This is a genomic window from Nitratireductor lacus (genome assembly GCF_056431025.1).
The window spans coordinates 111973-130963 of record NZ_JBWKMB010000003.1; the positions used below are offsets into that span (position 1 = coordinate 111973).

Annotated in this window: 19 protein-coding genes and 1 tRNA gene; 4 read left to right on the top strand and 16 right to left on the bottom strand. The window is 63.9% G+C overall.

The window, feature by feature from the left end:
- Window positions 1-143: 143 nt before the first annotated feature.
- The 9 genes from rlmH to AC07E3_RS03660 all read right to left on the bottom strand — a co-directional run bounded on the left by rlmH (window position 144) and on the right by AC07E3_RS03660 (window position 7197).
- Window positions 144-626, bottom strand: coding sequence for a 23S rRNA (pseudouridine(1915)-N(3))-methyltransferase RlmH (gene rlmH, locus AC07E3_RS03620; protein ID WP_336069982.1), 483 nt, complete (start codon window positions 624-626; stop codon window positions 144-146).
- Between the two features lie 60 nt (window positions 627-686).
- The gene (gene rsfS, locus AC07E3_RS03625; protein ID WP_007009225.1) at window positions 687-1082 is read right to left on the bottom strand and encodes a ribosome silencing factor; all 396 of its coding nucleotides are present in this window, start codon (window positions 1080-1082) and stop codon (window positions 687-689) included.
- A 138-nt stretch (window positions 1083-1220) separates the two neighbouring features.
- Window positions 1221-1862: a nicotinate-nucleotide adenylyltransferase gene (locus AC07E3_RS03630; protein ID WP_255606394.1), complete on the bottom strand. Its 642-nt coding sequence runs from the start codon at window positions 1860-1862 to the stop codon at window positions 1221-1223.
- A gap of 14 nt (window positions 1863-1876) precedes the next feature.
- Complete coding sequence (locus AC07E3_RS03635; RefSeq protein WP_478360321.1) at window positions 1877-3163, bottom strand: glutamate-5-semialdehyde dehydrogenase; 1287 nt, start codon at window positions 3161-3163, stop codon at window positions 1877-1879.
- Complete coding sequence (proB, locus tag AC07E3_RS03640) at window positions 3164-4318, bottom strand: glutamate 5-kinase (RefSeq protein ID WP_478360322.1); 1155 nt, start codon at window positions 4316-4318, stop codon at window positions 3164-3166.
- Between the two features lie 7 nt (window positions 4319-4325).
- Window positions 4326-5363: a GTPase ObgE gene (gene obgE, locus AC07E3_RS03645; protein ID WP_478360323.1), complete on the bottom strand. Its 1038-nt coding sequence runs from the start codon at window positions 5361-5363 to the stop codon at window positions 4326-4328.
- A 110-nt stretch (window positions 5364-5473) separates the two neighbouring features.
- A complete protein-coding gene (locus AC07E3_RS03650) occupies window positions 5474-6067 on the bottom strand; it encodes a GNAT family N-acetyltransferase (RefSeq protein ID WP_065816987.1) in 594 nt (197 codons plus the stop codon).
- A 123-nt stretch (window positions 6068-6190) separates the two neighbouring features.
- Window positions 6191-6460 (bottom strand): 50S ribosomal protein L27, encoded by a 270-nt coding sequence (rpmA, locus tag AC07E3_RS03655; RefSeq protein ID WP_007009231.1) that lies wholly within the window; start codon window positions 6458-6460, stop codon window positions 6191-6193.
- An 83-nt stretch (window positions 6461-6543) separates the two neighbouring features.
- Entirely contained in the window at window positions 6544-7197 is a 654-nt protein-coding gene (locus AC07E3_RS03660) for a 50S ribosomal protein L21 (RefSeq protein ID WP_007009232.1), read from the bottom strand.
- 258 nt (window positions 7198-7455) lie between these two features.
- Between AC07E3_RS03660 and AC07E3_RS03665 the strand changes: the two genes are divergently transcribed.
- Window positions 7456-7545: transfer RNA gene (locus AC07E3_RS03665), tRNA-Ser, on the top strand.
- Between the two features lie 126 nt (window positions 7546-7671).
- On the opposite strand, the gene AC07E3_RS03670 is transcribed toward AC07E3_RS03665, so the two are convergent.
- Together AC07E3_RS03670 and AC07E3_RS03675 are read right to left on the bottom strand one after the other, a co-directional pair.
- On the bottom strand, window positions 7672-8883 hold the full coding sequence (locus AC07E3_RS03670) for a serine hydrolase domain-containing protein (protein WP_478360324.1): 1212 nt from the start codon (window positions 8881-8883) through the stop codon (window positions 7672-7674).
- The gene (locus AC07E3_RS03675; RefSeq protein ID WP_478360325.1) at window positions 8880-9479 is read right to left on the bottom strand and encodes a TetR/AcrR family transcriptional regulator; all 600 of its coding nucleotides are present in this window, start codon (window positions 9477-9479) and stop codon (window positions 8880-8882) included. The genes AC07E3_RS03670 and AC07E3_RS03675 overlap by 4 nt, the downstream gene beginning before the upstream one ends.
- Window positions 9480-9697: 218 nt before the next feature.
- On the opposite strand from AC07E3_RS03675, the gene AC07E3_RS03680 reads away from it, so the two are divergent.
- From AC07E3_RS03680 to AC07E3_RS03690, 3 genes are all read left to right on the top strand, one after another.
- Window positions 9698-10783 (top strand): DUF418 domain-containing protein, encoded by a 1086-nt coding sequence (locus tag AC07E3_RS03680; protein ID WP_478360326.1) that lies wholly within the window; start codon window positions 9698-9700, stop codon window positions 10781-10783.
- A gap of 119 nt (window positions 10784-10902) precedes the next feature.
- The gene (locus AC07E3_RS03685; RefSeq protein WP_478360327.1) at window positions 10903-12354 is read left to right on the top strand and encodes an SLC13 family permease; all 1452 of its coding nucleotides are present in this window, start codon (window positions 10903-10905) and stop codon (window positions 12352-12354) included.
- A 33-nt stretch (window positions 12355-12387) separates the two neighbouring features.
- The gene (locus AC07E3_RS03690; protein WP_478360328.1) at window positions 12388-13263 is read left to right on the top strand and encodes a LysR family transcriptional regulator; all 876 of its coding nucleotides are present in this window, start codon (window positions 12388-12390) and stop codon (window positions 13261-13263) included.
- 114 nt (window positions 13264-13377) lie between these two features.
- Here the strand turns inward: AC07E3_RS03690 and AC07E3_RS03695 are convergent, their stop codons facing one another.
- Genes AC07E3_RS03695 through AC07E3_RS03715 form a run of 5 tightly spaced genes read right to left on the bottom strand, consistent with a single transcriptional unit; the run spans window position 13378 to window position 18991 of the window.
- A complete protein-coding gene (locus AC07E3_RS03695; protein ID WP_478360329.1) occupies window positions 13378-14106 on the bottom strand; it encodes an SDR family NAD(P)-dependent oxidoreductase in 729 nt (242 codons plus the stop codon).
- Between the two features lie 4 nt (window positions 14107-14110).
- Entirely contained in the window at window positions 14111-14914 is an 804-nt protein-coding gene (locus AC07E3_RS03700) for a cyclase family protein (protein ID WP_478360330.1), read from the bottom strand.
- Complete coding sequence (locus tag AC07E3_RS03705; protein WP_478360331.1) at window positions 14911-16170, bottom strand: SDR family NAD(P)-dependent oxidoreductase; 1260 nt, start codon at window positions 16168-16170, stop codon at window positions 14911-14913. Before AC07E3_RS03705 ends, AC07E3_RS03700 begins: the two co-directional genes overlap by 4 nt.
- Window positions 16167-17351, bottom strand: a complete 1185-nt coding sequence (locus AC07E3_RS03710) for a thiolase family protein (protein ID WP_478360332.1) — start codon at window positions 17349-17351, stop codon at window positions 16167-16169. Before AC07E3_RS03710 ends, AC07E3_RS03705 begins: the two co-directional genes overlap by 4 nt.
- Window positions 17351-18991, bottom strand: coding sequence for an AMP-binding protein (locus AC07E3_RS03715; RefSeq protein WP_478360333.1), 1641 nt, complete (start codon window positions 18989-18991; stop codon window positions 17351-17353). The genes AC07E3_RS03710 and AC07E3_RS03715 overlap by 1 nt, the downstream gene beginning before the upstream one ends.

Sequence of the window (18991 nt, forward strand, 5' to 3'; positions counted from 1 at the left end):
TCTACGCGGGGTGGAGGTCATTCAGAGACAGCATAGTCCAAGTTTCCTTAAGGAAACATCAACCATGTGGCAGCCGTATGCAATTTTTGGTTGTATTTTGCCGGATGTCAATGCGCGGATGTGAAAACACCGTCAAAAACCGCTCAATCGCGATGATAGGGATGACCGGAAAGAATGGTCGACGTCCGGTAGAGCTGTTCGGCCAACATGAGACGCACGATCTGGTGCGGCCATGTCTGCGCGCCGAAGGCGATGGTGCGGTCCGCCGCCTGGCGCAATTCGGCGTCATGCCCGTCAGGTCCGCCGATGACAATGGTGAGGTTGCGCCGGCCCTGATCGCGCAAATCCGCGATTGCCTCGCTCAACTGTCGGGACGTCAGGTTCCTGCCGCGCTCGTCGAGCAGAAAAAGGGCTGCCCCGTCCGGGCGCATCTGCGCGATCCTGCGGCTTTCCTCGCGCCGCCGTTCGTCGGTGGATTTGGCGCGGCTTTCGGCGATCTCGCTGACGCCGGAAAACTCCAGGCCGACAGCCGGGCCGCTCCTTGCGAAACGCTCCAGATAACGGTCCGCCAAATCCCTCTCGGGGCCGGCCTTCATCCGGCCCACGGCACAAATCGCGATATGCATTCCAGCCTCTCTGCCCGGTGGGCGGAGGTGGCTCATGGGCGCCGTCGTTGCCGACGGCGGTCAGTGAACCGTTTCATCCTCCAGATCGGGGGCCTGCCACATCTTTTCGATGTTGTAAAACTCCCGAACTTCCGGACGGAAGACGTGAACGACAATGTCGCCCGTATCGATCAACACCCAGTCGGCGCCACTCAGACCTTCGACCTTGGCATTGCCAAGACCGGCCTCCTTGAGTGCACGGATAAGATGATCCGCCACCGCCGCGACATGGCGATGCGAGCGCCCCGACGCGATGATCATATGATCGGCGAGCGGGGATTTGCCCTGGATGTCGATGGAGATAATGTTTTCCGCCTTGGAGTCTTCCAGACTCGTGAGGGCTGTTTCAACGGCCTGAGAAACCAGATTCCGACTGGCCTCGGCCGGCGAAGGCACCACGTCAGCCTTCTTCGTCATTGCTGTTCTCAGTGTCTTTCCTTTCCAATAAGAACAAGCTCACCGTCGGCGCGCGCGCCAACGGTACCCAATAGATAGGCAGAGTCTCTTAACAGTTTCAAGACATCGCCGATCACATGTTTTCACGGAGCCTGGCGGTTACTGCGCCTCTTTCGCCGCATTTCTGATGGCCGTCGAGGACAGCGAGGAGCGGGGACCGTGGATGAATGTCCAGGCAGGCGGTCTGCTGCGAGCAAGAATTGGCGCGTCGTCCTCATCGATACGGGCATGGTCGAATGTCTTGGCCATGGTGGATGAGAGAAAGGCCAGTGTGGAGCCCGGGCGATCGATCACCGCGATGGGCATGGAGCGGGCAATGTGGCGCCAGCGCTCCCAGCGGTGGAAGTCGCGCAGGCTGTCGGCCCCCATGATCCAGACAAAATCGATGCCACGATTGCGCATCTGAACAAGGTCTATCGTGTCTGCGGTGTAGCGGATGCGATGGCCGGCCTCGAAGGCGGTCACCTTGACGCGCGGATCGCTGGTGCATTTTTCAGAAAGCGCGATGCGCTCGGAAAGGGGCGCGAGCTCGCGGTGGCTTTTCAGCGGATTGCCGGGCGTGACAATCCACCAGAGCTGATCGAGCCTGAGCCTCCGCATGGCGATTTCGGCGACCAGCGCGTGGCCGGCATGGGGCGGGTTGAACGACCCGCCGAAGAGCCCGACAGCCATGCCAGGCTCCACATGGGGCATGCGCAGATAGCGCGCCGGGACAGAGGGAGGCGAAGCAGGCACCGGCATCAAATCATCCGGGCTCACGGCCGGGTCTGGCCGGAGCCGCGAACCCGGTATTTGAACGAGGTGAGCTGTTCGACGCCGACCGGCCCGCGCGCATGCATCTTGCCGGTGGCGATGCCGATCTCGGCACCCATGCCGAATTCCCCGCCATCGGCGAACTGGGTAGAGGCATTGTGCAGCAGAATTGCCGAATCGATCTCGTTGAAGAAGCGCTCGACGGCTTGTGCATCCTCCGCGACGATCGCCTCGGTGTGGTGCGAGGACCAGGTGGCGATATGGCGGATCGCTTCATCGACGCCGTCCACCAGCCTTACCGAGATGATGGCATCTAAATACTCCGTGCCCCAGTCCTCGTCTGTGGCAGGCGTGGCCGAGGCGAAGCGGGCGCAGACCTCTTCATCGCCGCGAATGGCGCAGCCGGCCTCTTCCAGGGCGGAGAGAACCGGAACCAGAAGCCGGTCGGCAGCGGCGCGATCCACGAGCAGGGTTTCGGCAGCGCCACAGATGCCGGTGCGCCGCATCTTGGCATTGACGGCAATGGAAATCGCCATGTCGGTCTCGGCCGAGCGGTCGAGATAAAGGTGGCAGATGCCTTCCAGATGCGAAAAGACCGGGACGCGTGCATCGCTCTGAACGCGCTCGACGAGGCTGCGTCCACCGCGTGGGACGATCACGTCGACATTGCCGCCAAGGCCTTTCAGCATTTCGCCAACGGCGGCGCGGTCGGTGACCGGCACACGCTGGATTGCGTCGGCCGGCAGACCCGCCTTTTCCAGCCCCTCCACGAGGCAGGCATGGATGGCGGCGGACGAACGGGCGGAATCGGACCCGCCGCGCAGGATCACCGCATTGCCGGCCTTGAGGCAGAGCGCGCCTGCATCGGCGGTCACGTTGGGGCGGCTTTCATAAATGACGCCGATGACGCCGAGCGGCGTGCGCACGCGCTCGATCTGAAGACCGTTCGGACGCTCCCACGCGGCGATCACGTCGCCGATGGGGTCTTTCAGCGCGGCTATGGCGCGGATGCCTTCGGCCATGCCGGCGATGCGCGCGGGATCGAGCTTAAGCCGGTCGAGAAGGGCGGGCGACAGGCCGGCCTCTTCGCCGCGCGTCATGTCTTCGCGGTTGGCCTCGAGGATCGCCGCCTCATTGCGCGTCAGCGCTTCGGCCATGGCTTCCAGCGCGGCGTTCTTCTCATCCGGGGTGGCGATGGACAACGGGCCGGCGGCGGCGCGGGCGCGCGCACCGAGATCGTTCATCAACGCGGCAATGTCCGCGCTGCCCTGCCTGTTTTCCATCAGCATTCAACCCTCCGCCTTTTCCTTCAGGTGATTCCGCGCATGCGTCGTTGTCACCAGATCGTCGCGGTGCACCATGGCAGCGCGCGCTTCATATCCGAGCACTTCGGCAATGTCGCCGCTTTTCAGTCCGGCGATTCTTACGGCATCAGTCGCGTCATAGGCAACCAGCCCGCGCGCCACTTCGCGCCCGTCGGGGCCGTGGATGGCCACGGTGTCGCCGCGGGCGAAACTGCCGGAAACATGGGTAACGCCGATGGGCAGGAGCGAGTTTCCTGCGGCAAGCGCCAGAACCGCGCCGGCATCGACCGTGATCGAGCCCGCCGGCTCCAGCTGACCGGCGATCCATGTCTTGTAGGCGCGAACGGGGGTGTCGCTTGCCTTGAAGAGGGTGGAGCGCGCGCCGTTGTCTATAGCCGCAAGCGGGTTGAGCCGCGTGCCCGAAGCGATCACCATCGCTGTGCCTGCCGCTGTCGCGATGCGACCTGCATCAAGCTTTGTGCGCATGCCGCCGCGCGATAGCTCGGAAGCGGCAGCTCCGGCCATGGCCTCGATGTCTGGCGTGATGGCATCCACCACCGGGATAAAGCGGGCATCGGGGTCGCTCGCCGGCGGGGCCGTGTAGAGCCCGTCCACATCGGACAGGAGAACCAGAAGGTCTGCGCCGAGCATGGTGGCGATGCGGGCGGCGAGGCGATCATTGTCGCCATAGCGGATTTCGCTTGTGGCGACCGTGTCATTCTCGTTGATGACGGGAACGACGCCCATCTTGAGAAGGGTGGAGACGGTGGCGCGCACATTGAGATAGCGGCGGCGCTCTTCCGTATCACCGAGCGTCACCAAAATCTGTCCGGATTTTAGCCCGCGCTTGCGCAGCTCCTCGTCCCATGCGCCGGCGAGCGCGATCTGGCCGACGGAGGCGGCAGCCTGGCTTTCCTCAAGTTTGAGCGTGCGCCGTTCAATTCCGAGGATCGTGCGGCCAAGCGCGATGGCCCCGGACGACACCACCAGCACGTCCACGCCATCGGCATTGAGTGCCGCAATGTCATCGACCAGCGCGGAAAGCCATTCGCGCTTCAGGCCCTTCTTGCGGTCCACCAGAAGGGCAGACCCGATCTTGACCGTGATGCGGCGGTGGCTGCTGAGCGCGGGGCGGGTCATGTTTGGCCTATCTCTGCCAGCGGTCGTCAGCCGCTTCTGCATCTTCTTCTTCGGCGCGCGCGTCCTGGATGATCTTCATCAGGGCGCGCAGCACGTCCTGTACGCCTTCGCCGGTGGCCGAGGAGAGGAGGAGGGGCTTCCTTCCGCAGGCTTCTGCAAGGGCTGCCTGCTTTTCGGCCCGCGCTTCCTCATCCAGAAGGTCCACCTGGCTGAGTGCAACAATCTCTGCCTTGTCGGTGAGGCCGTGGCCATAGGCGGCAAGCTCGCCGCGAATGGTGTTGTAGACGGCAGCGGGGTCTTCTTCGCGCGCGGAGACGAGATGGAGCAGAACGCGCGTGCGCTCCACATGGCCGAGAAAGCGATCGCCGATGCCAACGCCCGCGTGGGCGCCCTCGATGAGGCCGGGGATATCGGCCATCACGAATTCGCGCGCGTCGATGCGCACCACGCCCAGATTGGGATGCAGCGTGGTGAACGGATAATCGGCAATCTTGGGTTTGGCCGCCGTGACCGTGGCGAGAAATGTGGACTTGCCGGCATTGGGCAGGCCGACCAGACCGGCATCGGCGATGAGCTTCAGGCGCAGCCAGATCCATGCCTCTTCTCCCGGCAGGCCGGGATTGGCGCGGCGCGGCGCCTGGTTGGTGGAGGATTTGAAATGCTGGTTGCCGAAACCGCCATTGCCGCCGCTGGCCAGCTTGAAGCGCTGGCCAATTTCGGTCAGGTCGCAGATGAGCGTCTCGTTGTCTTCCTCGTATATCTGCGTGCCGACGGGTACTTTGAGAATCGCGTCCTCGCCCTTGGCGCCGGTGCGGTTTCGGCCCATGCCGTGCACGCCGGTCTTGGCCTTGAAATGCTGCTGATAGCGATAGTCGATGAGCGTGTTCAGGCCCTGAACGGCCTCGACCCACACATCGCCGCCGCGGCCGCCATCGCCGCCGTCAGGACCACCGAACTCGATGTATTTCTCGCGCCGGAACGAAACGGAGCCCGCGCCGCCATCGCCGGAGCGGATATAGACCTTGGCCTGATCGAGGAATTTCATGGGTTTGACCGTCTTTCCGTATCGTTGCGCAGAACCGTCTACAGCATCACGCGCAGAAGTGCGAGAGCAGACAGGTCCCGACCGCGGACTTGCCTGCTCTCAGCTTCCGTTCAGGCGCCCCAGCTTCTGAGGCTGACCCAGGTGCTGCGGTCGAGCTGATAGCGCTCAACCGGAACCTTGCCGGCCACAACCGAATCCATCATGCCCTGACCGGCATACTGGAAACCGCATTTGTGGATGACGCGCCGCGAGGCGGTGTTGGTGACGCGGCAGGACACATTCAGCCGGTCGATATCAGTGGCGCGGAAGGCCAGATCGACGAGCGCATGCGCAGCCTCTGTCGCGTAGCCGCGCCCCCAGTAGGGCTCACCGATCCAGTAGCCCATTTCCAGGCCATTCGCACGGTTTTCAACACCGGCACAGCCGATGAAGGCGCCGGTCTCCGAAAGCGTGATGGCGTAGGTGCAGCCACTGATCTCGCCGGCGCGAACGCGGCTCAGGAAGCTTTGCGCATCGGTCACGCGATAGGGGTTGGGCAGGCGGCCGAGCATTTCGGCCAGACGCCGGTTGTTGGCGAGTTCCACCAGTTCGGTCACGTCGTCGTCGCGCGGGATGCGCAGAACGAGGCGCTCGGTGACGAGGACCGGGCAATCTATCTCGACTCTGGGACTTTCACTCTCGATGTCTTCACTTTCGGCAACCATCGTTTTTTCCTCCGGACAAAAAGAAAGGGGAGATGGCGACCCATCTCCCCTTTCGAACCTATTTCCGGAATGTCCAGACACCGGTCCCCGAGATGGGTCGCCGGTGTTGGTGAAGCGGACCGGCTACTCCGCTGCCTCCGTAATCGGGTTTACGGACACGTAGGTTCGACCATTGGCTTTTTTCGCGAAGGAGACAGCACCTGCCTCTTTCGCAAAAATCGTATGATCCTTGCCCATGCCGACATTGACGCCGGGATGCCATTTCGTGCCGCGCTGACGGATAATGATGTTGCCAGCGAGAACCTTCTCGCCGCCGAACTTCTTCACACCAAGGCGTTTGGACTCGGAATCGCGACCGTTGCGCGACGAACCACCAGCTTTTTTGTGTGCCATTCTTCTGCTCCTTTGCGCCCGTCGAGAGCGCTTGCATTCCTAATGCGCTGTCAGGCGCTGAATTTCAACCCTTTGGCGAAGGATTATTTCGCCAGTTCCTTGGCCTGCTCGCGCCAGTCCTTGATCTGGTCGGCGCTGAACGGCATGGCCTCGTCGATGCGCACCACGTCCTCGTCGGTGAGAGCGGCCACCTGTGCGTAGGTGGTGATGCCCTGCTCGGCGAGCTGGCCGGCGGCAACCGGGCCGATGCCCTTGATCTTGGTCAGATCGTCGGGCTCGCCGGCCGGAGCGGTAAAGAGCGGAGCAGCCGCTGCCGGCGCTTCCGTCTTTGCTTCGGCCTTTTTCGGCGCGGCTTCCTTCTTCGCCGGCTTTTCCTCGGCCTTGGCAGCCGGCTTCGCAGCGGCCTTCTTCGAGGGCTTCGCACCGCCGGTCAGGATCTCGGAGATCCGCACGGTGGTGAGAAGCTGGCGATGGCCGCGCTTGCGGCGCGAATTCTGGCGGCGACGCTTCTTGAACGCGATGACCTTCTTGCCGCGGCCCTGCTCGACCACTTCGGCGGCCACGCTGGCGCCATCGACGAGCGGCGCGCCAATGGTCACGTCCTCGCCTTCGCCAACGGCCAGAACGTCTGCAAACTGAATGATCTCACCGGGCTCGCCGGTGACGCGCTCGACCTGAAGCAGGTCGTTTGCGGAAACGCGGTACTGCTTACCGCCGGTCTTGATGACTGCGAACATCTTTTTGCCTTTCAGTGTCCGGTCCGGCTTGGGTCCGCAAGGCGCGGCCTGCCGTCTTTTTGCCAGTCTGGATGGTTAAACAACAAACGGCGCCGGGGTTTTCCCGCGCCGCAGGTCGCGTGTCCATAACGGAAGAGGGGTGGCAGGTCAAGCAGAGGCGGCAAAAATGCCGCAGATTGACGGCGATTGGCCCTTGTATCGAATCCGATCACCGGTTATCTAGTGCGCCGCGCTGGCAACAGCAGACCAGCATCTCGCGGAGAGGTGGCTGAGTGGTTGAAAGCACCGCACTCGAAATGCGGCATACTCGCAAGGGTATCGGGGGTTCGAATCCCTCCCTCTCCGCCATTTTCTCGATCTCACGCCAGTTCGCTTCGCTCACGGCTCCGATAGGGCGGGCGAAAGCCCGGGCCGCGGTCGCGGTCTGCGGCGTCAGGTTCGAAATCTCTCCCATCCCCTCCGCCATAATTTCACTCACGGCTGCACAGACGTTGAGCTTTGCTGCGGGTCGGCGCTCAGCGTCTGCGCAAACTCGACGAGTTTTTCACCGATCATCACCGTGCGCAGAAAGATGCCGGCATTGCTGAGGACGACGAGGGTCGTGTCGTTCTCCAGATCGCGCCAGTAGAAATTCGAAAACCCCTGCCATAGACCGTAGGACGTGACGATGGGGAAATCCTGTACATTCCAGCCCAGGCCGGGCTGGAGGGTTTTGCCCAATACGGTTTCCTGAATGATCTCACCATTCGCCAGGCGCCCGGGCGCATAGGCGGGCTCGTAGGCTTCTGCGGGCATCAGTGTGCCCTGGCGCAGGGCCTGATCCCAGATGATGAGGTCGCGGGCGCTCGCATATATGTTTCCGTCCCCGGCCACACCGTCAAAACGGTTGAGATCGTCGGGGACGTCAGAACCGAAATAGAGGAAGCGCCTGCGAAAACCGAGAGCCCTGTCTTCCAGAAGGCTGGTGTTTTCGATGCCGTTGACGACTGCCGTGCGGTGCATTCCCAGAGGAGTGAACAGGCGTGATTGCAGGAAGTCGGCGAATGACTGTCTCGAGACGCGTGCAACGATTTCGGCCAGAAGCGCATAGTTGCTGTTCGAGTAGTTTTCCTTTTCGCCCGGGGTAAACATCGGACCGTCATCCGTCGTGGCAAGCCAGGCGATCAGCTTTGCGGGCGTCAGGATATCCCCGTCCCGCTCCAGTCTCTTCGCCAGTTTCCGGCTTCGCGCATAGTCAGGAATGCCGGACGTATGAGAAAGTAGATGATCGAGTGTCACGCCGTCATGGCGGCCCAGTTCGGGAATGTGCCGTACAAGAGGGTCGTGCAGCGAGAGTTTGCCCTCATGCGCAAGCAACAGGACCGCGAAAGCGGTGACATGCTTTGAGACCGAGGCCAGGTTGAAGGATGTGTTGCTGGTGATGGCGCGCCCTGTCGCGGCGTCGGCGAAGCCGACATGGCGCTCGAAAACCGTGCTGCCTCCCTGGACGATCAGGACCGTGCCGTTGAATTTTCTGGCGTGCTCGAGTGCGTCGAACCAGTCTTCCAGGGCACGCGTCCTTTCCGCGAGCGGCGCGTTTGGCGATATGACAAGCTTGGGCAGCTTCAGGGTCACATATTCCAACGCGACGAAGGCGCAGACGGCAATGAGAACCGATATTGCGCCACATATCAGGGCAAGCTTCACGGCTTCACCTGTGTCGCTGCATCGATGAAGCGCCACAGCGTGGTCTTTGCAGAGCCTTTCGCGTCCTTCAGCAATACCCTCAGCGCGCGCCCCTCGATGGCGTCGAGTATGAGGCCTGCCGTTTCCCGCGGGTCTTCGAACGCGCGGAAATGGCCAGTGCGCGTACCCTTTTCAAGCAGCTCTTCCAGACCGCTCACAAGCCCGGCGCGGTTGCCGGAAAACAATGTGGCGATCTGCGGCGCGCGGATGGCTTCGGACAGGATTTCGAGCCCCAGAACCGCATTCTCCGGGCGGGCTGCGTATTCCGCAAAGTCTTCAACAAAGCGCTTCAGCGTCGCCTTCGGGTCCGGGCCTGCGGCGAGCAGTGTGTGGAACGCTTCCAGTTCCTGTGCCTCGATCCGTGCGATCTCGGCCAGGACGGCCTCCTTGCCGGAGAAGTGATTGTAGAGATTGCCGAGGCTGATACCCGCCCGGTGGGCGATGTCGCGCACGCCCGTCTGATGATAGCCGGCTTCCAGAAAGCAGGTGACCGCAGCCTCGATGATGCGCTGCTTGCGCGGGTGGGGAGGCGAAGGCGCCGTTTTCTTTCCAATCATCTTGCAGGTTTCACAATTGGCAGATATATGAACGAACGATCGTTCATAATATGGCTGATATATCGAGATGGAGCAAGGGATGCGGCGCGATAAACACAGAAAATCAGGAGACCGGCACTCGCAGAGAGGAGCCCGGTCCATGGTCGACGCAGGCAGATGCGTGGCCGGTGGGGAACCCTGCCGCGCGGCACCGCGGTATGCGACGGCGGAGGCGCGGCATGACCGTTTCTGATCAGGTCGAACGACTGGCGCGAACCGGGAGGCTGGAAGGCCTGGACCTCGCACGCTTCTTCGCTTTCGTCGGCATGGTGATCGTCAACTTTACGATCGTCATGGGGGCGGAAGGGATGGGGGCGGAAGGGGGCGAGGGACCCCTTGCCTGGTTCACGCTGGCGCTTGAGGGGCGGGCTGCGGCCACATTCGTGGTGCTCGCCGGCCTTGGCCTTGGCCTTGCGGCCGGGCGCGGGGTGGAAAGCACCGTGCCGGTCACGATCAGGCGCGCGGTGTTCCTTCTCGTGCTGGGCCTCGCCAACACGCTGGTTTTCGATGCCGACATCCTGCACTACTACGCGTTCTATTTCCTGTTTGGCGCGCTTCTTCTCTCCGTGCCGACGCCAACGCTGATCGCCGTGATCGTGGCGCTCAACATTGCCTTTGTCGGCATGAACTTCATTTTCGACTACGACACGGGCCGCAACTGGGTGGACTACAGCTATGCCGATTTCTGGACACCGGCGGGCTTTGTGCGGAACCTTTTTTTCAATGGGTGGCACCCGGTCATTCCGTGGCTGGGCTTTCTGCTCTTCGGTGTCATCCTCAGCCGGCTGAGGCTCGGCGAAAGGCGTGTTCGCAACGCCCTGATGCTTGGCGGCGTGGCGGCGTATCTGCTGGCCGAGCTGCTCGGTGTGCAACTGCGCCCGCTTCTGGCGGCGCTCGATCCCGAGCTTGCCTATCTGGCGACAACGGGGCCGGTGCCGCCCATGCCGCTCTATATGCTGGCCGGCATGGGAATGGCGTCGTTCGTGGTCGGTCTCTGCCTGTGGCTTGCGGAGCTGGCTGCCATGGCGCCGTTCATGCGGGTGGTTGTGCCCGCCGGACGGCAGACGCTCACGCTCTACATTGCCCACATCATGGTTGGCATGGGGGTGATCGAAGCGCTCGGCATGCTGGGCGGGCAGACACTCGGAGTGTCGGTCATGGCGTCGCTGATCTTCTGTCTCGCCGCGGTGCTGTTTGCCTGGCTGTGGTCGCGCGCCTTCAGGCGTGGGCCTGTCGAGATGCTGATGCGGGAGCTCGCCGGATAGGGCAGGCGCTGCCCTCGGTTTTCCTGAGGGCAGGCTTTTCAACAAACGATTGGATCGGAGAAGGGTGAAAAGAGCAATGTCGCCGGCATGACACTGCTTCCTGGAGGCCTTCTCTTTCCATGTCCAACCAAACGCTTTCGCCTGCTGCCGCGCAGGCCCCCAAAGATGCGCGAACAAGCGGCGCGTCCATGGGGCCCCCGACGGGGAACACTATAAAATCATTAGCCATCGTGGTTGCCGCCTGTGCCGTCGGGTTTGTCACCGGGCTCTCGCTGCCGGTTCCGATGGCGCTTGCGGCGGCGCTTGCCGTGTTCTGCATCGGCATGTGGGCGACAGCCGCGGTCCCCGAATACTGGACGGCGCTGATGTTCTTTCTCATCGCCATGCTTTCCGGTATCGCCCCGGCGCAGGCGGTGTTTTCCGGCTTCTATTCATCGACCTTCTGGCTGCTCTTCGGGGGCATCATTCTGGGGGTATCGATCCGGTACACCGGCCTTGGCAAACGCATGGCGGCAATGCTCGCCGGGATGCTCGGCACGCGCTATGTCACGGTCATTGCGGGTGTGACCGGTTTCAGTCTGGCGCTGGCCTTCGTCATGCCGTCTTCCATCGGGCGCATCGTGCTGCTTCTGCCGATCGTCATCGCGCTCGCCGATCACATGGGATATGGCAAGGGCTCCAGCGGGCGGACCGGCATGATCCTGGCCGCGGCTTTCGGGACCTGCCTGCCGGCCTTCACCATCCTGCCGGCGAACGCGCCCAACATGATTTTGGCCGGTATGGCCGAGACGCTCTATGGCGCGCGCATTTCCTACTGGTCTTATCTCACCATTCATTTCCCGGTGCTGGGGCTTTTGAAGGCGGGCGTGCTCGTTGTGCTCATCCTGAAGATGTTCCCCGATGGTGATCCGCAGCGCCAGCCGGAGGTGCCGGCGGACCTGCCGGGGATGTCCCCGGCGGAAAGGCGGCTGACAATGGTGCTGGGGCTGTGCCTTGCCCTGTGGCTGACCGATACGCTCCACCATATCTCGCCGGGCTGGATCGCGCTGGCCGCCGGCCTCTATTGCCTGTGGCCCGGGTCCGGGCTCACCTCGAAGAAGTGCATCAATGAGGACGTGAACTACGCCTCGCTCTTTTTCGTCGCCGGCATTCTCGGTCTTGGCACGGTGCTTTCGTCAACCGGGCTGGGCGAAGTGGTGGTGGACAATCTGAGCGGCCTTGCCGGATTTCAGGCAGATCGGCCTTTCTGGAACGTCGCCATGCTGACGGGCATTTCGACGTTGGTGGCGATGATCACGAACCTGCCCGGCGTGCCCGCGATCATGACGCCGGTGGCGGAGAACCTTGCGGCGCTGACGGGGCTGCCGCTCACCACGGTGCTGATGACGCAGGTGCTGGCCTTCTCTAACGTGTTTCTGCCCTACCAGGCACCGCCGCTGATAACGGCAATGCAACTGGGTGACCTGCCGACGGGTGCGGTGGTCCGGCTCTGCCTGGTGATGTTCGCTATCGGCGCGCTCGTACTCATGCCGCTCGATCTCCTGTGGTGGTATGCTCTTGGCATGGTGTAGACATGCGTCTGGCTACCGAGCGATGAGGCGGGAATGGACATTCAGCAGCTAAGGACATTTGTCGCCGTTGCCCGTGAGGGAAGCATCACGCGGGCCTCGGAGCGCATCCATCTCAGCCAGCCAGCCGTCAGCGCGCATATCAAGGCGATGGAGGAGACGCTCGGGCTTTCGCTGTTCGAGCGCACCCCGCGCGGCATGATCCTGACGGGGGATGGCGAACGCCTGCTTGCGAGGGCCGAGCAGACGCTGGGTGCCCACCGTGAACTGCTAGAGGAGGCATCCCGTCTCAAGGGCAGCCTCACCGGGCGCCTGCGGCTTGGCATGGGTTGCAACTCCGGGCCTGAGGCGCTCGGGCGGCTGATGACGGGTTTTGCCGAACGCTATCCGCAGGTGGATGTCGTGCTGCGGCATGGAACCTCGCGCTCCATTGCCGAAGGCATTCGCAGCGGCGGTCTGGATGCCGGCTTTTACAACGAGACAGGCGAGCCCGGCGACGATCTGAATGTGGTCGATGTCCTGCGCTTTGCCATCTATCTCGCCGTTCCGCCTGGGACCGTGGCCGCGAAAGACAAGCCCGACTGGCAGGAACTGGCGGAGATGCCGTGGATTTGCCCGGCCCCTGACACGTGCTGTGGGGAGGCGGCCGAGGCGCTCTTTCGCAGGCATAATTTTCGGCCCACCCGCATCATCAGTGTGGACCGGGAGCAGGTTACGCGCACATTGATTGCAGGGGGTGTCGGCGTCGGTCTGCTGCATGCGGATGCTGCGCGCTCGGCGGAGGCAGACGGCGAGGTGGACCTCATCTGCAAGGCGCATGCTGCCGCACGGCTCGTTTTTGCCAGCCTCAGGGAGAGGGACGACGACCCGCTGCTTCAGGCGGCGCGCTCCATCGTTACCGCCGCCGACTAAAGCATTTTGCAGTCAGGTGGGATCACCTGACGCCCGCACAAATGCGGAGAAACAGACAGATAGAGCGGAGCGGCGTTTTCCTGAAACGGTGAGCCGCTCTAACGTGGGCCGCTGTCAAAGCTGCATGCTGCCCACGCTTGCGCCACCGCAGACATAGAGCGTCTGCCCGGTGACGAAGCTCGCCTTCGGATCGGCGAAGAACATGAAGGCGTTGGTGACGTCTTCCACCGCGCCGAGCCGGCCAACGGGAATGCGTTTGGCAAGCTCTGCTTCCCGCTCGCTGCCCTTCGGGATGATGCCCCAGAAATTGTCGGTCTGGATCGGCCCGGGCGCCACCACATTCACGGTGATGCCATGGGGGGCGAGTTCCAGCGCCCAGGTGCGTGCCATGCCCACCATGCCGGCCTTGGATGCGCCATAGGCGGTGCGGGTCTGTGCGCCCAGTGCTGCGCGCGAGCCATTGAAGAGAACGCGGCCGAAGCGGCGTTGCTTCATGGAAGGCAGGAAGGCTTTCAGGAGCGTGAGGGCGGAACCCAGGTGAAGCTGGGCGAGGCCGGTGATGTCTTCGGCGCTGGCGTCTTCGATGAGGTTCGGCCAGATGAGGCCCGCATTCTGCACGAAATGGGTGACGTCGTGCCTGCCGGCGATCTCGGCTGCGGCTTCACGCACGGCTGCGTCGTCCAGCAGGTCGGCTTCGACCGAGCTCAGCCGCTCATGCGAGAACTCCGGCGCACGGCGCGCGACCGAGATGACGCGGTAGCCGGCATCCAGCATGGTGCGGGCGAGATCTGCGCCGATGCCCTTGTTGCCGCCGGTGATGACGGCTGTAAGCTCTTTGTCCATCGTGTCAGGTCCTGCCGGGCACAAGCGCCACCACGCGCAGCGGGCTTCCGGTGCCGTTCTTGATCTTGAGCGGGGTTGCGATCAGCATCGCGCCGGTGGGCGGCAGCCGGTCGAGATTGTTGAGGCATTGAAGGCCGTAGCGCCCCGCGCCGTGAAGATAGAAATGGGCCGGGTAGGGCGGCGTGTAGTGCGATCCCTGACCGGCGTCGGTGCCGACGGTCTCGGTGCCGAAACCGCGAATGCCGCGTTCGTCCACCAGAAGTCTTATCGCCGCCGGTGAGGGGCCGGGCGAATGCGCGCCATCCTCGCGCATGTTGAGATAGGCCGCGCCCCGGCGCTTCGACCAGTCGGTGCGCATCAGAACCCAGCTCTCGGCGGGAATGCGGCCATGCTCGGCCTCCCACGCCTCGATGATCTCCGGCGTCAGCTCGAAATCCTCGTCGGCGGCAGCGCCGTCCGAACAGTCGATCACGCAGACCGGACCGATAAAGCGCTCGGCGGGAATCTCGTCGACGCTGCCATTGGGCACGTCGCGGCCGGAGATCCAGTGCGAGGGCGCATCGAAATGGGTGCCGGTGTGCTCGCTGCAGGTGAAGTTGTGCCATTTCCACGCCGGGCCGCGATGGTCATAGGCGGACACTTCTTCCATGCGGAAGCGGGCGCACTGGCCGAATTCGGGCGGCAGCACGATGACCGGAAAATCCTGATCGAGCGTGTGGGTGAGGTCCACCACCTCTATGGCGCCGGTGGCGAGCGCCTCCGCCAGATTGCCCAGAAGGGCGGATGGGTCAGTTGCGTGGACGTTCATGCGCCGCCTCCGTCGGTTTCGCTCATCTCGCGCTCCAGCACTTTTGCGCCGGCGCGCCAGCGCTCGATCAGGTCTTTCGCCACATCGCCGACGAACACGTCTTCCAGCCCGTCTTTGAGGCCGGAGACGATGGCCCGGGCAAGTGCTGCGGGCGCGACCTTGGGCGGCGGCAGGGGCTGGTGCCAGGCGTCGTCCGTCGGGCCGGTATAGACGTTCATCACGCGCACGCCGCCGGGCCGCATCTCCGCGCGCAGGCACTGTGACAGCGAGTAGGCGGCGGCATTGGACGCGGAGAACGCGCCAAAGGCCGGCATGTTGGAATAAGCGTAGACCGACAGGATGTTGACCCAGGCGGCGGCACTGTTGTCGCCATCCGCGCCGCGCCCGCGCATGGCCGGGCCGAAGGACTGGGCAAGCCGCATCAGGCCGAGATAGTTCACTTCCATCTCGTCGCGGGCGAACACGGTGTCTCCACGGTCCATGATGCCGCCGGGGCGCACGAAGCGGGCATTGTTGACGAGAATGTCCGTCTTGCCGCCGATCTCGCCGGCAAGCTCGGCGACCGACGCGGTGTCGGTGACGTCGAGCGGCACGATCTGGACATTGGGGATCGCTTCGAGCGCGGCGCGGTGCGGATAGGGCCGCCAGCCTTCGGGCTCGCCGATGAAGATGATCGACGCGCCGGCCTTCGCAAAGGCCTCGGCCAGCGCCGGCGCGTTTTCGCTGCGCGCATCGGTGATGAGCACACGGCGGTATTTCGGATCGGCGGTGATTTCGCGCAGTTGCGGATCGTCTTCCATGTTGGGCGTCCCTTCGGGAGGCAGGGCGTAGAGAACGCCCTGGCCCGACTTGTCGAGCCGGTTAATGATGCGCACCCGGCCGCCGCGCGGCGCGTCGCCATGGACGTGGCACATGACGGAGGGGCCGGCGTCGAGCCGGACGGTGCCGACACGCCAGGGGGTGCGTTCGCGGAAATAGGTGTTGGTGCTGGTGCGCACCGTGGTTTCGGCGATGAGCTCGCCCGCCGGGTCGATGTCGCGCCATGGGAGCTCGGTCGACAGGCAGGTGGAGCAGGCGTCGCGCGGCGGATATTGCAGCGCGCCGCATTCGCCGCAGACCTGCAGCATGAAGCGCCCTTCGGCGGCAGCCGCCGTGAGCCCCAGCGCCGCGCGGCTTCTGAGGCCCGAGGGCAGGGTCTGTGTGCGGGTGCGCTTTTGCGGGTCTTTCTTCGGCGGCGGCAGGATGGCGTCGGTCATGTGCCTGCTCCCGAAATGATGGCGGCGCTGGAGCAGACGCCACGGTCGTAATTGATCATGCCGAAGCCCGAGACCATGGCGGTCGTGGCACCTTCCACCTGGGTGGGACCGGCTGTGCCGGTGACCTGGCGGATGGCCTCGACCAGCCCGATAAAGCCGCCGGCGGCTCCTGCCTGTCCGGCTGAAAGCTGACCGCCCGACGTGTTGTGCGGAAAATCGCCGGCAATGGTGAGATCGCGCTCGCGCACGAAGGCCGGGCCCTCACCTTTCCCGCAGAACCCCAGATCCTCGAACTGCATCATGGAGATGACCGGGTAGTCGTCATAGGTCTGCAACAGGTCCATGTCGTCGGGCCTGGCGTCGGCCATGGCGTAAAGCTCATCGATATCCATGGCCCAGCCACCGCGCATCTGGATCGGGTCTTCGGGGAAGGCGTTGTGACGTTCGATGCTGCCGCGAATATGCGCGTGAGGAAGGCCGGCGGCGCGGGCGTCCTCCTCACGCATCACGAGAAACGCTTCTGCGCCGCTGACGGGCATGACGCAATCGAACAGCGCGATGGGATCGGAGATCATGCGCGCGCCGAGATACTGATCCATGGTGAGCGGCTTTTTCATCACCGCGTGCGGGTTCTGGAGCGCATTGTCGCGCTGGGCGACGCAGATGCGACCGAAATCCTCGCGGGTCGCGCCATAGGCGCTCATATAATGGTCGGTCAGGAGCGCGAAACAGGCATTCGGTCCGCCTGCTCCGTAAGGGTATGATGCATCCTGCGCGAAGCGGCTGAAGCTTGAGAGCATGCGCCGGAAACTGTCGACATGATTGGTGTCGCCGGCAACGCAGGCAACGATGTCGGCGTCGCCGGCCTGCACCGCGCGGGCTGCGCGCCTGAGCGCCACGACGCCGCTTGCCCCGCCCATGGGGATGTGATCGAGCCAGCGCGGGGTGAGGCCGAGATGCTGGGTCAGCCCGACCGCCGTGTCGGGAAAGAGCGTGAAGCTTGCCACCGAGAAGCCGTCGACATCGCGGGGGCTGAGGCCGGCGCTTTGAAGCGACTGGCGCAGCGCGCGGGCGATCCACCAATGCGCTGTTTCCTTGGAGAAGCGCTGATAGGGCGTGGTGGCGGGCGCGGCGAGCACCACGCCCTCATAGCCCATCCGTCTTGAGATGCGACCCGCCATCAGGCCGCGCGCCTTTTCTTCATTGAGCGTGTGTCGACCGTTCCCGGATCGGTGAGAAGCCGGGCGACCAGTGTTTTCAGTTCGCCGCGCTGGATCTTTTGCGTCGAGGTCAGGGGCAGGGCGTCGACAAAGGCTATGTAGCCCGGAACCTTGTAATAGGCGACGCGGTCCAGACACCATTCGGCGATCTCGCGGGCGCGCGCCTCATCGCGTTCGCCGTTCTCGACCACGAGACAGGCGAAGACCTCGTCGCCGCGCAGCTCGTCGGGTGCTGCTGCGACTGCTGCGGCCTTGATGTCGGGATGCTGCATGAGGAAGGATTCCACCTCCACGGCGGCGATGTTCTCGCCGGAACGGCGGATCACGTTCTTCTTGCGGTCGACGAAGAAGAAGTCGCCATCGGCGTCGCGCATGACGATGTCGCCGGTGTGGAACCAGCCGCCGTCCCATGCCTCGGCGGTGGCTTCGGGGTTGGCGTAGTATTCGGAGAAGAAGCCGAAACGCGGATCCTCGCCGGCATGGCGCACCAGAAGCTCGCCGGGTTGGCCGGGGGCTGCCTCGCTGCCATCGTCCGCGACCACGCGGGCCTCGATGTCCGGGCCGGGCTGGCCAAGGCAGTTCGTGCCGCGCTTGCGGGGCTCGTGATTGGCGACGATGACCGCGCCGGCCCCCGTCTCCGTCATCGCCCAGCCCTCGATCAGCGGAATGCCGAAGCGCTCCTCGAAGGGGCCGTGCAGCTTGGGATCGATGCCCGCGCCGAAACCGAAGCGCACATTGTGCGCCCTGTCCTGTTCTGTGGGTTCGGCCTTCATGAGAATGGACGGCATGACGCCCAGATAATGCAGGCAGGTGGCCCGGCTGTCACGCACGCTCTGCCACCAGCTGCGCGGGTGGAAACGGTCGAGCGCGATGAGGCAGCCGCCGACCGTGACCATCGCCATCAGCGAATAGGCCATGGCGTTCATGTGAAAGATCGGCAGCGGCGTGATCATGCGCTCGCCGTCTTCGTTCATGGCGCACAGCCCGCCCGCCTTCGCGTACCAGCGGCCCGAATGCAGGAAATAGAGGTTGGAGAGAACGCAGCCCTTGGGCTTGCCCGTGGTGCCGGAGGTGTAAAGCATCGCCGCTTCGCGGGTGAGCGGCGCACCCTGCGGCGTCTCCATGTAGGCAAAGCGCGGATCGAGTGGCGGGGTGTCCGCCTCGGGCGTGACAACCGGAAAGCCGACGCCGGACGCGGCAGCCGCCTGTTCGAGATCTGTCACACGACTCGCGATGGCCACGGCCAGAACCGGGCGCGCGTGCCCGGCCATGTATTCCAGTTCAGCCGATTGCAGGTCAGGATTGACCGGCACGACCGAGAGCCCCAGCGCATTCAAGGCGAACCAGTGGAGGAAGAAGCCCGGCCGGTTTTCCATCAGGAGCATGACGCGCATGCCGGCGCGGTAGCCGCCGGCAGCATAGGCGTCCCTCAGGCGTTCAATCTCGGCAAGTGCGGCGCCATAGGAGAGTTCGCCGGCGGGAATGTCGTAGACCGTGGCCGTCTCCTTCAGCACGTGCAGGAAAGGGCGCTCGGGCCAGCGCCCGGCGGTGTCGGCAAAGGCCGCGAACACGGTGTCGAACGGCGGGATCTGCGATTTCAT